Here is a 15,974-nt window from a genome sequence, read left to right on the forward strand (position 1 = left end):
CGTTTAAATGTCAGTTTCCATTTAAATTTTTTGCTTTAATTTAGACCAGATGTTAGAGTAGCGGGGCAAAGTAAATCGCAGCATAAATTAGTGGGATATTATTTGAATTACGATCTCTTTAGTGCGAAGAAAAAAGTTGAATATTTAGATAATCTACGTATTGAACGAGCATTATCTGGATCTTCAAATGAATTTCAGCATGTCTTTCAACTACTTACGTTGTTATTACATATTAATCATCCTAACGTACCGGGTTATGTCGCTGACGCACCGGCTGGGATTGTTGACTTTGAACTTTCTCATTATCAAAAACAATACCTCACGCAAACTGTCCCTAATTTGGATCTCAACCAACCTCTTATTCCGTCTTTTTCATACCGTGGCTTTAATGCTATTTTAGGCGTTTATGTAATGGGGAGTATTGCCTCAATCTCACAAACAGAAGCATCAGATCTAGATACTTGGGTGTGTCATCGTGAAGAGCTAAGTTTGGCAGAAAAAGAAGCCTTACAAAAAAAGGCCACACTTATCGAACAATGGGCAATGCAACTTGGCGTTGAAGTAAATTTTTATTTAATTGATCAACAACGCTTCCGTTGTTTCCGTTATGCAGAACCACTCACAGCCGAAAACTGTGGTTCAGCGCAATACATGTTGTTATTAGATGAATTTTATCGTTCGGCGATTCGTTTAGCTGGAAAACCATTACTCTGGCAACATTTATTAGTCGAAAGAGAAGAACGCTATGAAAGCGAAGTTGAACGCTTAAGTAAAACGCAACAAATTAATTTGCGAGATTGGGTTGATTTTGGTGGGCTTGGACAATTTTCTGCCAACGAATATTTTGGAGCCAGTTTATGGCAACTCTACAAAGGAATTGATGCGCCCTATAAATCAGTTATCAAAATCTTGTTATTAGAAACCTATTCCTCTGAGTATCCTAATACCTATTTAATTGCTCGTGAATTTAAAGAAGAATTACTCACTGGCAAACTCAATCCGAGTCACAATTTTGATCCTTACTTAGCGATGTTACAACGCGCAACTCGCTATTTAACTGCACATAATGAACTTAAGCGGCTTGGCTTTGTACGCCGCAGTGTTTATCTTAAAGCCACTGAAGGGGTTGATTGGCAAGCACCTGAAACCAAGACAAATTGGCGTATCCAATATTTACAAAAATTAGTTAAAGAATGGGATTGGTCCGATGCTTTAATCAACGATCTTAATCAACGTGCGCACTGGAAAATCAAACAAGTTAAAAAAGCACATAACAGCCTGATCAAATTCTTAATGTTAAGTTATCGCAACTTAGTGACATTTGCGCGTAAGCATAAAGTGAACTCAAGTATCATGCCGCAAGATATTAGTGTTTTAACACGCAAGCTTTATACTGCTTTTGAAGAATTACCGGGTAAAATCACACTACTTAATCCGCAAATTTCAATGGATTTATCGGAGAAAAATCTCTTATTTTTTGAAGTGAAAAATAACAAAACCTTCAAAGATGGATGGTATGTAATCAACCAAACGCCAAATGTAAAAGGTTTTGTTCAAAAACGTTATACCGAATACAGTAAAAGTTTAAATAAACTCGTGGCGTGGGCTTATTTTAATCGCATTTTAACTGCCAATACTAATTTACATATTATTAGCCAAAATGTGTCTTTAACCACTTTGCGCAACTTTGTTACTGACTTACGTCTTTCTTTTCCTGCAACAGTGTCATCTGCTACTAACGAAAATCTAGCACATTCTTGTGAAATTCGCAGTTTAATTGTCGCAGTAAACCTCACTGTTGACCCAACTAAACAAATTAAACAGGCGAAAACACGTATTCAAGCAAGTGATTTATTTAGTTTTGGTCCAAAAGAAGAAAGCTTAGTGGGAAGTATTGATATCACTTACCGTAATTTATGGAATGAAATACGCACCTTACATTTTGAAGGTCCTAACGCGATTTTATTAGCGCTTAAAGTACTATCGAATAAAATTCATCGGGGCGCATCCTCACCTAAATTTGTACAAGTATTTTGTTATAGTCAACGCTATCGCAAAACCTTGCGGAATATCGTGACCGCCTTAATTAATCGCTGTATTAGTATTCAAATTGGTACTAGCTTACCCCCCAAAAATAATTTGTTACGTGTCGCAGGTAAAAACTGGCAATTTTTCTTTGAAGAAAGAGGAATCAGCTTACAAGAAATCCATAATAATACTGTTGTTGAAACAACAGAATTTGATACCGCACTACAAACTGAAATAGAAGAAAAAGAAATCGCACTACCTGACCATTCGCGTAGCTATCCACCTGAAATCGATCATTTTGCTAGTGAAGGCTTTTTGCAATTTTTCTTTGAAGATAATTCAGATGGATCGTTTAATGTTTACATTTTAGATGAAGCCAATCGAATTGAAATTTACCGCAATTGCGATGGACAGAAAGAACAAAAAATCCTTGAGATTAATCATATTTATCAGTCTTCAGGCTTGGATGAAAATAATAATCCGTATAAAATTGTGCAGCGCGATTTTAACTATCCACAATTTTATCAGTTACTATCACAACAAAATGGAATTAAAATTGTCCCATTCCACAGCCGATTAGCAATGTCATAACCACACACTGGGGGTTACATGTTAGAAAAAACAAAAGTCTTGATTATCGATGATCATCCATTGATGCGTCGAGGAATCAAACAACTTATGGAACTAGAAGATGATTTTGAAGTCGTCGCTGATGCAGGTAGCGGCAGTGAAGGTATTACATTAGCATTACAGACCCAACCTGATCTGATCATTCTTGATCTCAATATGAAAGGATTATCTGGTTTAGATACCTTAAAAGCTTTACGCGCAGAAGGTGTTGACGCACGTATTTTAATCTTAACTGTATCAGATCTCAAAAGCGATATTTTCACGTTAATTGACGCTGGTGCTGATGGATACTTATTAAAAGATACTGAACCTGATGCACTATTAAGCCAAATTAAACGTATTGCTCAAGGCGAGATCATCTTAAGCGATTCGATTAAAGATGCCCTGCTTGAACGTCAAACTGCAACAGATCCAATGTATTCATTAACCGATCGTGAAATGGATGTACTACGCTTAATTGCCACAGGCTTATCGAATAAACAAATTGCAGGTCAATTATTCATCTCTGAAGAAACCGTTAAAGTACATATCCGTAATCTATTACGTAAGCTCAATGTTCATTCACGCGTAGCTGCAACAGTCCTTTATTTTGAACATAAAGGGTTATAATTCTTCCTTCTATTTGAAAAAGCCAATTATTTTTCATGATTGGCTTTTTTTATAAAAAAATTTGCTAAAATTTTCAAAAAAACTACCGCACTTTGCGTTGCCAAAGCCGCTGTTTAACAGGTACACTAAAGTAATTTTTGATTTGGGGAACTTATGAAATTATTAAGGAATACAACGGCATGGTTTACGACTAAAGTAGCCATATTAAGTGCGATAATATTAAGCACACCTTCTTCCTTTGCACAAATCGATTTACAAATACAAGGCATCAAAAATACCCAATTAAATGACAATGTGCGCCTTTATACCGCTATGATTGACAAAGAAGAAGCCGATGGTTCAGAACGCCACAAACAATTAGTACGAGAAGCTATCGATAAAGGCTTACGTGCATACGGCTATTATCAAAACCAAATTGATTTTCAACTCACCAAACCTCCCTCACCAGCAAAAGAGATACTCATTGCGCATGTCACCATCGGTAAACCTGTAAAAATTGCAGCAACAGATGTCAAAATTGAAGGCGAAGCTAAACAAGATCCCGAATTCGCTAAATTAGCTAAAAATTTACCTCCAGCAGGTACCATCCTCAACCACGAAACTTACGATGATTATAAAAATAGCCTACAAAAGTTAGCTATCAGCCGCGGTTATTTTGATGGTGATTTCTTATTATCTCGCCTCGAAGTCATGCCTTCTACTTTACAAGCATGGTGGCGTTTAATCTATGATAGCGGCGAGCGTTATCATTTTGGTGAAGTCACGTTCGAAAATGCTCAAATACGTGAAGATTATCTACGTAATATGATCAACATTAAAAAAGGTGATCCTTACCTAATTAATGATCTCTCTACGTTAACTAATAACTATACTTCCTCAAACTGGTTTAGTTCTGTTTTATTACAGCCTGATTTAGATGAAGACAATAAAATTGTTAATGTCGATGTTTTACTCCAACCACGTAAAAAAAATAGTATGGAAGTGGGAATTGGCTGGGCATCAGATGTGGGACCACGTTTACAATTAGGTTGGACTAAACCTTGGATTAATAATCGAGGTCATAGCTTCCGAACAAATTTATATGTTTCAGCACCGAAACAAACCCTAGAGGCAACTTATAAAATGCCGTTACTTAAAAATCCATTAAATTATTACTATGAGCTATCAACGGGTTTTGAGAATGAAAATAAAAATGATACTGAATCCTTTGCTTCAACTTTTTCTGCAATCCGTTATTGGAATCATGCAGCAGGTTGGCAACATTCATTTGGTTTACGCGTTCGTTACGACTCTTTTATTCAAGCCAATGTCAAAGATAAAACTCTCCTAGTTTATCCAACCGCATCACTCAGACGTACTCGCCTACAAGGTGGTTTATTCCCAACTTGGGGGGATGCACAAAATATCACTGTGGATTTAGGTCGCACTTGGTGGCTATCTGATGTGGATTTCTTCAAAATACAAGGTTCTAGTCTATGGGTTCGCACCTACTTACACAACCATCGTGTTGTCACTCGCCTTGAGCTAGGTTGGTTACATACTAAAGATATTAAACGTATCCCACCAGCGCTGCGATTTTTTGCAGGAGGTGATCGTAGTGTCCGTGGTTATGGTTACAAAAAAATTGCGCCTAAAAATGCAAATAACAAATTAGTCGGTGGTTCACGTCTTTTAACTGGTAGTCTTGAATACCAATATCAAGTTTACCCTGATTGGTGGCTAGCCACTTTTGCCGATACAGGACTTGCAGCTAATATGTTTAGCGCAAAAGAATTACGCTATGGTGCAGGTATGGGAGTGCGTTGGGCATCACCTGTTGGTGCAATCAAATTTGATATTGCTACCCCAATACGCGATAAAGACAACAGCAAAAATATTCAATTTTATATTGGACTTGGTGCAGAACTGTAACTAGCAATAAACGATTTCAGGATATTCAGCGGACAACAAAATGACAGAGCAAATAGACACAGAAAAGACAAATCATGCAACCACTCCAGCAGCCTCCAAAGCGAAAAAACCGCTTTGGCGCCGACTGTTATGTACAGTAAGTGCGGTCATTATTTTGCTCATTTTGCTGTTAGTGATGTTACTTGCAACCAGTACTGGTCAGCGCTGGCTCATTCAGCTCGCAGATAAATCACTAGATAGTTTGTCTATTGCACAAATTGAAGGGGGCTTACAAGAGGGGTTAGTCCTCAATAATGTTCGTTTTGAATCAGCTGGTGTAACAACACAGCTCACTCAAGCACGCTTACAATTGGATTTTGCTTGTTTATGGAATTTACATATTTGCCTAAATGATATCAGTTTGCATGAACCGCATATTCAAGTAAACACTGCGCTTTTGCCGACCTCTGAAAGCAAAAAAGACAAGACCTCTACTCCAATGCGGCGTATTGATTTGCCAGTTTCAGTGCAAATCGACAACTTGTTAGTCGATCAATTACGTCTGGTATTAGATGGTAACAGCATCGATTTAACGCGCTTTCAAACTGCGGTTAGCTTAACAAATGAATCTGGACTCGTCCTTGAACCAACAACTATTGATACACTTCTCGTTAAAATCATTGCACAAGCAGAAAAAGACGTTATAAGTAAACCAGTACAAGAAAAACAACCAATTGACTGGGCAAAAATCGAACAAAGTTTAACACCACCATTACTGGCAAAACTAGAACAGGTGGATCTACCTTTTAATATTCAACTAAAAGAGATTCAAGGTAAAAATTGGCAATATCAATATCTCAATGAGGATCAACATCAACAAATTGATATTCCTCAAGTTCAGCTACAAGCTGAGGCAATAGGCCATACAGTAAAATTACATCAGCTCAATATCCAAAGTTCTTTAGCTGATATACAAGGACATGGCGAGCTGCAACTCAACCAAAATTTTCCAATTGAATTCGTACTAAAAAGCCATATCCATCATCTAACACAAAATGACAACACGCTTTTACCAGAAAGCCTGCTTAATTTAGTTCTTTCGGGAAATTTGAAAAAACAGACCGCACTTTCACTAGAAACGACAGGGGCAGTCAATGCTAATCTAAACGGACTTGTTGCACTTAATCAAGCAAAGACCCCTTTTGAGCTAAGATTAGCCGCTCAAGATTTCCGCTATCCTTTTGACACGGCTGAATCCGATCCCCTGCAAGTACCACAACTTAATTTAACTATTAGCGGTGACTTACTTAATTATCAATTACAACTTAATACCACTGCACAAGGTATGAATGTGCCTAAAACAGCACTCAATTTACAAGCAAAAGGCGAACTACAATTTATCGAAATTGAGCAACTGCATGTAGATACACTCAAAGGCACTGCCAATATGCAAGGTAAAATTGGTTGGCAAGATGGCTTACAATGGTATAGTGATTTACAGCTTGATAAATTAAATCTCAGTGATTATGTCGCAGGCTTACCGACGATTCTGTCTGGTAACTTATTTTCAACGGGTATCATCAGCGATCAAGTGACCTTGTTTGATATTCCAGCATTAGATTTACATGGAACCTTATCCAATCGCCCTCTAACTTTAAAAGGTGTCATCAGTATTGGTGCTGAAACAGGATTTCGCAACCCACTTTTAAAAGCACCTAACCTATTACTCACTTATGGCACTAATAATGTCACTGCGACTGGCGTAATAGGCAAAAAATCGGATCTTAACTTAGCGATTAATGCGCCTGATTTACGTGGTCTCATCCCTAATTTATCAGCAAGCCTACAAGGTAAGGTCAATCTAACGGGCAATATTACTCAACCTATCGTTGATATTGATTTGATGGGCAATCAAATTAAATTTGATGAACTTAAACTCAATAAAATTCACTTAAAAGGTCAAGCAGATCTGGCAAACCAAAGCCAAGGGCAGCTTGATTTTCAAGTTGATAACTTTAATTATGGTGACGTGAAACTCAATTATGCCACATTGGCATTAACTGGTAATGAAAGTGATCACCAACTGAGTATCAACTCACAAGGCACACCTGTTGCACCGAAATTTAATCTCAAAGGCAGCTTTGATCGTGCTGAACAAGTTTGGCAAGGCACATTAAGCCAAGTCGTAATTCAATCTCTTGTGGGTCAGTGGAATACTAATCAAAATATCACCTTGGCTTATGACAATAAAATGACACAAACAGATATTAACGCCCATTGCTGGCAAAGCCCAAATATTGAACTGTGTTTCCCACAAAATTTCAGCGTAGGTAAAACAGGTGAAGTGCCTTTCCAGCTGAAAAAATTCAACTTGGCGTTAGTCAATCAATTTATTAAACAAGAACTCCTCAGTGGACAACTACAAAGCCAGGGTAAAGTAGCGTGGTTTACTGATAAGCCCGTTGAATTAACAATGCAGCTTAACGGCGATAACTTATCTTTAGCACAAAAAATTGATTATCGAACCTTTAAGCTTGCCATGCCAAAACTCACGTTAAATGCAGACTTACAAAATAATAATTTAGCCGTTAAATCTAGTTTATTATTACAAGATCAAGGCAATATCACCGCTAATTTAGAAATCAAAGACTTAGTTAAAGCACGCCAATTAGGTGGCGCATTAATTATCCATAAACTCAACTTAAATTTAATTAACCAGTTACTTTCAAATAATGAAAAACTTAATGGCAATATCACTGCGAACTTAAAATTTGCAGGCACGTTAACTGCCCCAAATCTCAATGGCGAATTTAACATTAACAACCTCACTGCCAAAATGAAATCCCTACCATTTGATATTAATGGGGGTGGAATAGCATTACATTTTCTTGGCAACCGCTCTACTCTGCGTGGTCATCTACAAACACCAGATAGCCGCCTTAATTTAGATGGCGAAGCAAGCTGGCAAAATTTAGACAATTGGAATTCACGTTTACATGCCCAAGCAGATCAGTTTAAAGTCGATATTCCTGCCATGGCGAAACTCAAAATCAGCCCAAATATTGAAGTAAAAGCAAGCCCAAAACGTTTAGAATTAGCGGGTAATATTGATATTCCATGGGCAAGAATCGAAATTGAAAACTTGCCTGAAACAGTCGTGTCAGTCAGTGCGGATGAAGTGATTTTAGATGGTAAGTCCAAACCTAAAATTAGCGCCAACTTACCTGCCAAAACCAAATCAGGTATGGAAATTCTCTCTGACTTAAAAATTAATATTGGACGAGATGTCTATCTTAATGCCTATGGATTAAAAACGAATTTGCATGGTTTACTCAGCGTCAAACAAGAAAAAGGTAATTTGGGACTATTTGGTCAAGTCAATCTAAGCAATGGACGCTACGCTTCTTTCGGACAAGATCTTTTGATCCGCAAAGGCATGATCAGCTTCTCTGGACAACCCTCACAGCCAATGCTAAATATCGAGGCGATCCGCAACCCAGAATCGATGGATACCTCTGGTATTATCGCAGGTATTAAAGTTCTCGGTTTAGCTGAAAGCCCAGAAATCAAAGTGTTCTCAGAACCGGGAATGTCACAGGATCAGGCCCTTTCCTATGTACTCACAGGTCGTTCACTAGAAAATAGTGGCGAAGCAGGCTCTGGCGGCTCAATGGGTGCTGCGCTATTAGGACTTGGTTTAGCGAAAAGCGGAAAAGCCATAGGTGGTTTAGGACAGGCTTTTGGTATTCAAGATCTCAATTTAGGTACACAAGGAGTAGGGGACAGCTCAAAAGTGGTAGTCAGTGGTAATATTACACCACGCTTACAAGTCAAGTATGGTGTTGGCTTATTTGATGGTTTAGCCGAATTTACAGTCCGTTACCGCTTACTACCAAAATTGTATTTACAATCGGTTTCAGGTGTAACACAAGCCGTTGATTTGCTCTATCAATTTGAATTTTAAGGAATAACATGAATAACGAAAATCTGATGGCAAAAGTGACCGCACTGACTCCTCTGCCGCGCGCTGAAGCCAGAGAAATAGCGGCAATCGATCTTGGTTCAAATAGCTTTCACATGATCGTCGCCCGTATTATGAATGGCTCTATTCAAATTCTGTCACGCTTAAAGCAAAAAGTGCAATTAGCAGAAGGCTTGGATGAAAACAACGTGTTAAGCCAAGCAGCAATCACACGTGGTGTCAATTGTTTAGCCTTATTTGCCGAACGCTTACACGGCTTTGCCCCTGAAAATGTGAATGTGGTGGGCACCTATACCCTACGTCGCGCAGTCAACAATCAAGAATTTCTACGTCAAGCCAAAGCGGTTTTTCCTTATCCAATTAACATCATCACAGGCAAAACTGAAGCGAAAACCATTTATGCTGGTGTGTCACACACTCAACCTGAAATGGGCAAGAAATTAGTAGTCGACATTGGTGGTGGTTCTACTGAAATGATTATTGGTGAAAATTTCACGCCGTTGTTGGCAGAAAGTCGCCACATGGGCTGTGTCAGCTTTGCTAAACAATTTTTCCCAAATGGTGTAATTAGCCAACAGCACTTTAACAACGCTCGCCAAGCAGCATTAATGAAAATTGAAGACTTAGCTTTTGAATACCGTAATTTAGGCTGGGATGTCGTGCTAGGTTCTTCTGGCACAATCAAAACCGTTTATCAAGTGATTATGGCGAATATTGATCCTAACGGTATCATCACCCCACAACGTATTAATCAACTTATTGAACGTACGTTACAAAGTAATCATTTTAGGGTCCTCAAATTATCTGGTCTGATTGAGGAACGCGCTGATGTCTTTGTTCCCGGTTTAGCGATCTTAAGTGCAGTATTTGACACTTTTGGCATTCAACAAATGCGTTATTCTGATGGAGCTCTACGCGAAGGTGTTATGTATAGTCTGGAAAAAAATTTCCAAGTCACCAATATTCGCCAACGTACTGCTTTTGGTTTAGCAGAACAATTTGCCATTGATCAAGCCCAAGCCGAACGCGTTTACCAAAGCGCAAAATTACTTTGCTCACAATACACCAACTGGCAAAAACATGAGCTAGCAGAAGAAATGAGCGAAATTTTGCTGTGGGCTGCAAGACTACATGAAGTTGGGATTGTGATTAATCACAAGGGTATGCAAAAACATTCCGCATACATCTTACAAAATATCGAACTTCCTGGTTTCGATAAAGAACAACAACGTTTATTAACCACTTTAGTGCGTTACCAAATTAACTTATTCAAACTAAGCGATTTAACGAAATTTGCCCGCTACCATGAACAAGATGTGTTAGCTTTAGTACGCTTACTCCGCTTAGCAATTATGCTCAATAAATCACGTCAAGCGACCGAAAAAACCGAACAAATTTCGCTAAAAACTGACCGCACTTTAACTCATTGGCAGCTCACTTTTGCTAACGGCTATTTACCACATACACCATTAGTCCATAACGAACTGAAAGCAGAAAAACGTTTACTAAATGACATTGGTCTCGAAATCAGCTTCCGCTAAAATACACTATAAAAAAGAGTGTAGAAAATCTATATTCGTATTCTGATTTTCGTTTAATGTTACTTTGCTCGTATGTGCAATTATGATATTTACTATCTTATAGGCAGCTTAGAAAATCTTGCTTGAAGTCTTTATACTAGAAGATGTGGTCACTACTGTATAGGTAGCTGAGAAAATTAGATTTCCTTTAAATAGTTCACCTAATACGTTAAACGTCGTATAGATGGCTCAGAAAATTTCGCTTTGCGTATCACGCCATAAGTTTTGAGTCACCACTTTTAGATGATTTAAAATTTAAGATAAAATTCTCGAGTAAGGGCGACAAAATCAGGGTGATATTGGTTGTTTTTATCGTAAATCATTATTTGACTTTGCTGTGTTATTTCAGGTTGTTGGGAGAAGGTAAGCAGTAAGCGTTGTGGCAATTTGCCATGTTTAGTGATGACTTCGCAGTATTGCGTACAATAAAGTGCGGTCTGTTTTAGCAATGTTTTGCCTGCCTCATAAGGAAGTACTAAACTAATTTTACCCTGTTCAGCAAGGCATTGGGAGGCAAAATTAAGCCAATCTGCGTGTGTTTGTTTTTGAGTATAACGCGCAAGATGACGTTGTGCTGTACGACAAGCAACGCCTTGCGGAAAATAAGGGGGATTAGTAACAATTAAATCAAATTTTTTTTTGTATTGAGGCAAAAGTCGGCTACGTCTTCAGCAAATAAACTCACCTTGGCTGACCATTTGGATTGTTTAATGTTAGCTTGTGCTTGTAAAAAAGCCGCATGATCTAATTCAATCGCCCAAATATGGCTTGCAACCGAACTACGTTGTGCCAACATTAAGGCAATTAATCCTGTGCCTGTACCAAGATCTAATACATGTTTAGCATGTTGTACTTCTACCCAAGCGCCTAATAAAATGCCATCTGTGCCAACTTTCATGGCGCAGCGATCATGATCAATATGAAATTGTTTGAAAGTAAAGCCATTATTTTTAGCTGACATAAATTTCCTTAAAACAGACCGCACTTACTGTATAATTTGCCGTCATTTCGTGATAAGAACAAAGTACGCTATAATCTGCCACAATTTTTCATTAATAGAAACCAACAAACCATGACATTAGCACATTTTGACGATTTTGATCTCGATCCTGCTTTGCTTAAAGCATTGAAGCAAAAAGGCTATACTCGCCCCACTGCTATCCAACAACAAGCCATTCCTGCCGCAATGGAACAACTAGATATATTAGGTTCTGCTCCAACAGGCACAGGTAAGACTGCGGCATTTCTATTACCCGCAATTCAGCATTTATTAGATTATCCTCGTCGTGTACCAGGCGCGCCACGTGTTTTGATTTTAACACCAACGCGTGAATTAGCCATGCAAGTAGCGGAACAAGCAGAAATATTCGCAACGTTCACTCACCTAAGCATTGCGACTATTACAGGCGGCGTTGCTTATCAAAATCATGGCGAAGTGTTTAATAAGAATCAAGATATCGTTGTTGCAACACCAGGACGTTTATTACAATACATTAAAGAGGAAAATTTTGATTGTCGCGCAGTCGAAATTCTTATTTTTGATGAAGCAGATCGTATGTTGCAGATGGGCTTTGGGCAAGATGCAGAAAAGATTGCGGCAGAAACTCGTTGGCGTAAACAAACATTACTTTTTTCTGCCACATTAGAAGGGGAATTGCTGCTCGATTTTGCGCAACGTTTATTAACTGATCCTGTGCAAGTAGATGCCGAGCCAAGCCGTCGTGAGCGTAAAAAAATTCAGCAATGGTACTATCATGCGGATAGTCATGAACATAAAGTCAAACTATTGGCACGTTTTATTGAACAAGAGCAAGTATCGCGTGGCATTGTATTTGTACGTCGTCGTGAAGAAGCACGTGAGTTATCAGAAACTTTGCGTAAACGAGGGATTCGTTCGGCTTACTTAGAAGGTGAAATGGCACAAACCCAACGTAACAATGCAATTGATAAATTAAAAAATGGTGTAGTTACTATGTTAGTAGCAACAGATGTGGCGGCGCGTGGTATTGATATTGATGATGTAAGTCATGTGATAAATTTTGATTTGCCTTACAGCGCAGATACTTATTTACACCGTATTGGGCGTACTGCACGAGCAGGGAAAAAGGGGATTGCGGTTTCTTTTATTGAAGCACATGATTACAAATTATTAGGTAAAGTTAAACGTTATACTGATGAATTATTGAAAGCGCGTATTATTGAGGGCTTAGAACCTCGTACTAAGGCCCCTAAAGATGGTGAAATTAAGACCGTAAGCAAAAAGCAAAAAGCACGGATTAAAGCAAAACGAGACGAAAAGCAAAAACAAGCACAACAGAAAAAAGTGAAAATACGACATAAGGACAGTAAAAATATTGGCAAACGTCGTAAACCGAGTGGACAAACGAGTAAAACATAATAAACAACCCTAAAAATAATCCTTTTTTCTTAACAGATTTTTTATCTAATAGAATCAAAGGGTTATTTTTATATCTAAAAGAAGGGTTTTTGTGTATAAAATGCGCTAAAACTTGATGAATACTGGTATGTGAATTAAACTACTAGGGGTCACTGCCGTATAGGCAGCTTAGAAACGCATCAAAGCCGTGTCTGACTACGCATCGGAGGTCACTGCCGTATAGGCAGCTTAGAAACTGCAAGAGAAGAACATAAAAAACAACTTGAAGGTCACTGCCGTATAGGCAGCTTAGAAATTGTTTACTTCCTGCGTCACGTGCATTAATAAGGTCACTGCCGTATAGGCAGCTTAGAAAGAGAGAGATAATGAGAACGTTTAAGAGTTATAGGTCACTGCCGTATAGGCAGCTTAGAAAAATACCCAAGCAATTTACGTTTTGTTGCTTAAGGTCACTGCCGTATAGGCAGCTTAGAAAATCACCGCTTGCTTCGCTACCATTTCCCATTCGGTCACTGCCGTATAGGCAGCTTAAAAGCAGAAAAATACGTTTATTGATGATTATTATCATCTAAACACATTATATTCCTTTGATTTTTTTAGCCTTTCTGTTTATTTATCATTGGATGTTTGGTTTTCAGTTTTATTAAGTCGTATAAAATAAACAACCGCACTTTTATTGATAAGTAAAAGTGCGGTTACTTTTTATAGCATTTTACAATACGTTATTGTACAGCTGGAGTACCGTATTTTTCAGCTAATTCATTATTCATTTGAGTAAATTCATCTGTAATTTTGAGCAAAACATCTCTTTTTACTAACAATGCTTTCCCTCCAGCTTCTGAAGGATTCTGTTGTAATTTTACGTTATCAGCCATTAGTTCAGATGAAGTAATAAGTAAAATTTTTGCTTTTTCTTTTAAGTTAAGAACTTCAGCACTATAAATTGGTAATGTATCTAACTCTTTGACAATCCCATCGATTTCTTTTGAAAATGTGACTAACAGGGTTTCTAAGGCTTTAGTATCACCAGATTGTAAAATATCAACCAATTGCTGGTTGAGCGTAGCAATTTTTTCATTTTGTGCAAGTTGGAATTCAGTAAAGAGAGCAAAATCTGCTTTTGGATCAACTTGTATATGAGTTACTGAGGCATTTGTCTGTGTTTTTTCGTCCTTGTTAATAAATTGATCACAGGCAACTAAGCCTAAAGAGAAAAGCGTGATTACGCTGATTTTTGAGAATTTATCCATATTCTTATCCTTACTAATATAATTCAAATTATTAAAAATAATTTAAGCTTTGTACTATACACTGCTTTGCTGTATCTGACAATTTTCTTTGTTTTATCTATAAACAAAGTTAGATTATAATTTGGGGCAATGATTCGTTTTGTCAATCAACGAGAGAATGTTATGGAAACTAAACCATTAAGTATTGTTATTTTAGCTGCGGGTAAAGGAACTCGTATGTATTCTGACTTACCAAAAGTACTGCATAAAATCGCAGGTAAACCGATGGTAAAACATGTAATTAATACAGTGAAATCAATTCAGGCTAAAAATATTCATTTAGTTTATGGACATGGCGGTGAAGTCATGCAGCAACATTTAAAAGATGAACCTGTTAACTGGGTATTACAAGCACAGCAGCTTGGCACAGGACATGCTATGCAACAAGCTGCGCCATTTTTTGCCGATGATGAAAATATTTTAATGTTATATGGCGATGGTCCATTAATTCGTGCAGAAACGTTACAAAAATTAATTGCTGCAAAACCAGCAAATGGTATTGCGTTATTAACTGTCTTGCTAGATGAACCAATGGGCTATGGGCGGATTGTGCGTGAAAATGGTAATGTGGTTGCTATTGTTGAACAAAAAGATGCCAGCCCTGAGCAATTAAAAATCCAAGAAATTAATACGGGTGTATTAGTCGCTGAAGGTAAGAAGTTGAAAAAATGGTTAAGTCAGCTGACAAATAATAACGCACAGAGCGAATACTATATTACGGATATCATCAGCCTTGCTAATCAAGATGGTTGCCAAGTTACCGCTGTGCAAGCTGAAGATTTTATGGAAGTAGAAGGTGTAAATAATCGCCAACAGCTTGCTCGATTAGAACGTTACTATCAGCGTCAACAAGCAGATCAGTTATTATTAGCAGGTGTCGCTTTAGCTGATCCCGAACGCTTTGATTTACGTGGTGAATTAATACATGGTAAAGATGTGGAAATTGATATCAATGTAGTGATTGAAGGAAATGTAAAATTAGGTGATCGTGTGCGTATCGGCGCAGGTTGTGTGCTAAAAAACTGTGAAATTGGCGATGATGTAGAAATTAAGCCTTATTCTGTGTTAGAAGATGCGGTAGTTGGTCATTTATCACAAATTGGTCCTTTCTCTCGTTTACGCCCAGGCGCAACACTAGCCGCAGAAACCCATATTGGCAACTTCGTCGAAATTAAAAAAGCTAATATTGGTAAAGGCTCTAAAGTGAACCATCTCAGTTACATAGGCGATGCTGAAATTGGGCAAAGTTGTAATGTTGGTGCGGGCGTGATTACCTGTAATTATGATGGTGCAAATAAATTTAAAACAGTGATTGGTGATAATGTATTTGTGGGTTCAGATGTACAACTTATTGCACCTGTAACCGTTGAAAATGATGCAACGATCGGTGCTGGCACAACAGTAACAAAAAATGTCAATTGCGGCGAATTAGTGATCGGTCGAGTACGGCAACGCCATATTCAAGACTGGCAACGCCCAACAAAACAAAGTAAAAAGTGACCGCACTTTTAAATCAAAATAGAGGAAAAATATTAGAGCAGCTAATTTAACGCTCAATTTCTTCCTCA

General features: G+C 38.0%; 8 protein-coding genes, 1 pseudogene and 1 CRISPR repeat array. Of the genes and pseudogenes, 7 read left to right on the plus strand and 2 right to left on the minus strand.

The window, feature by feature from the left end:
• Positions 1-102 precede the first annotated feature (102 nt).
• The 5 genes from C0975_RS09735 to ppx all read left to right on the plus strand — a co-directional run bounded on the left by C0975_RS09735 (position 103) and on the right by ppx (position 10,680).
• On the plus strand, positions 103-2,619 hold the full coding sequence (locus tag C0975_RS09735; protein ID WP_101776198.1) for a class I adenylate cyclase: 2,517 nt from the start codon (positions 103-105) through the stop codon (positions 2,617-2,619).
• 18 nt (positions 2,620-2,637) lie between these two features.
• The gene (locus C0975_RS09740) at positions 2,638-3,267 is read left to right on the plus strand and encodes a response regulator (protein WP_101776199.1); all 630 of its coding nucleotides are present in this window, start codon (positions 2,638-2,640) and stop codon (positions 3,265-3,267) included.
• A 153-nt stretch (positions 3,268-3,420) separates the two neighbouring features.
• The gene (tamA, locus tag C0975_RS09745; RefSeq protein ID WP_101776200.1) at positions 3,421-5,178 is read left to right on the plus strand and encodes an autotransporter assembly complex protein TamA; all 1,758 of its coding nucleotides are present in this window, start codon (positions 3,421-3,423) and stop codon (positions 5,176-5,178) included.
• Between the two features lie 40 nt (positions 5,179-5,218).
• Positions 5,219-9,121, plus strand: coding sequence for an autotransporter assembly complex protein TamB (tamB, locus tag C0975_RS09750; RefSeq protein WP_101776201.1), 3,903 nt, complete (start codon positions 5,219-5,221; stop codon positions 9,119-9,121).
• A gap of 8 nt (positions 9,122-9,129) precedes the next feature.
• On the plus strand, positions 9,130-10,680 hold the full coding sequence (gene ppx, locus C0975_RS09755; protein WP_101776202.1) for an exopolyphosphatase: 1,551 nt from the start codon (positions 9,130-9,132) through the stop codon (positions 10,678-10,680).
• A 287-nt stretch (positions 10,681-10,967) separates the two neighbouring features.
• On the opposite strand, the pseudogene C0975_RS09760 reads toward ppx, so the two are convergent.
• A pseudogene (locus tag C0975_RS09760) lies at positions 10,968-11,680 on the minus strand (tRNA1(Val) (adenine(37)-N6)-methyltransferase).
• Positions 11,681-11,791: 111 nt separating this feature from the next.
• Here C0975_RS09760 and srmB point away from each other — a divergent pair.
• On the plus strand, positions 11,792-13,117 hold the full coding sequence (gene srmB, locus C0975_RS09765) for an ATP-dependent RNA helicase SrmB (protein ID WP_101776203.1): 1,326 nt from the start codon (positions 11,792-11,794) through the stop codon (positions 13,115-13,117).
• Positions 13,118-13,263: 146 nt separating this feature from the next.
• Positions 13,264-13,652: a CRISPR direct-repeat array (repeat unit 29 nt; unit sequence AGGTCACTGCCGTATAGGCAGCTTAGAAA).
• Between the two features lie 187 nt (positions 13,653-13,839).
• Here the strand turns inward: srmB and C0975_RS09770 are convergent.
• Positions 13,840-14,367: a hypothetical protein gene (locus tag C0975_RS09770; protein WP_101776204.1), complete on the minus strand. Its 528-nt coding sequence runs from the start codon at positions 14,365-14,367 to the stop codon at positions 13,840-13,842.
• A gap of 162 nt (positions 14,368-14,529) precedes the next feature.
• Here C0975_RS09770 and glmU point away from each other — a divergent pair, with 162 nt between their 5' ends.
• On the plus strand, positions 14,530-15,906 hold the full coding sequence (gene glmU / locus C0975_RS09775) for a bifunctional UDP-N-acetylglucosamine diphosphorylase/glucosamine-1-phosphate N-acetyltransferase GlmU (protein WP_101776205.1): 1,377 nt from the start codon (positions 14,530-14,532) through the stop codon (positions 15,904-15,906).
• Positions 15,907-15,974: the final 68 nt, after the last annotated feature.

It is taken from the genome of Pasteurella oralis (assembly GCF_002850605.1).
In the GTDB taxonomy this organism is placed as follows: Bacteria; Pseudomonadota; Gammaproteobacteria; order Enterobacterales; family Pasteurellaceae; genus Pasteurella; species Pasteurella oralis.

Coding starts and splice junctions, on each gene's coding strand:
- C0975_RS09740 (WP_101776199.1), top strand. CDS start 2,638: ATGTTAGAAAAAACAAAAGTCTTGATTATCGATGATCATCCATTGATG.
- tamA (WP_101776200.1), top strand. CDS start 3,421: ATGAAATTATTAAGGAATACAACGGCATGGTTTACGACTAAAGTAGCC.
- tamB (WP_101776201.1), top strand. CDS start 5,219: ATGACAGAGCAAATAGACACAGAAAAGACAAATCATGCAACCACTCCA.
- ppx (WP_101776202.1), top strand. CDS start 9,130: ATGAATAACGAAAATCTGATGGCAAAAGTGACCGCACTGACTCCTCTG.
- srmB (WP_101776203.1), top strand. CDS start 11,792: ATGACATTAGCACATTTTGACGATTTTGATCTCGATCCTGCTTTGCTT.
- C0975_RS09770 (WP_101776204.1), bottom strand. CDS start 14,367: ATGGATAAATTCTCAAAAATCAGCGTAATCACGCTTTTCTCTTTAGGC.
- glmU (WP_101776205.1), top strand. CDS start 14,530: ATGGAAACTAAACCATTAAGTATTGTTATTTTAGCTGCGGGTAAAGGA.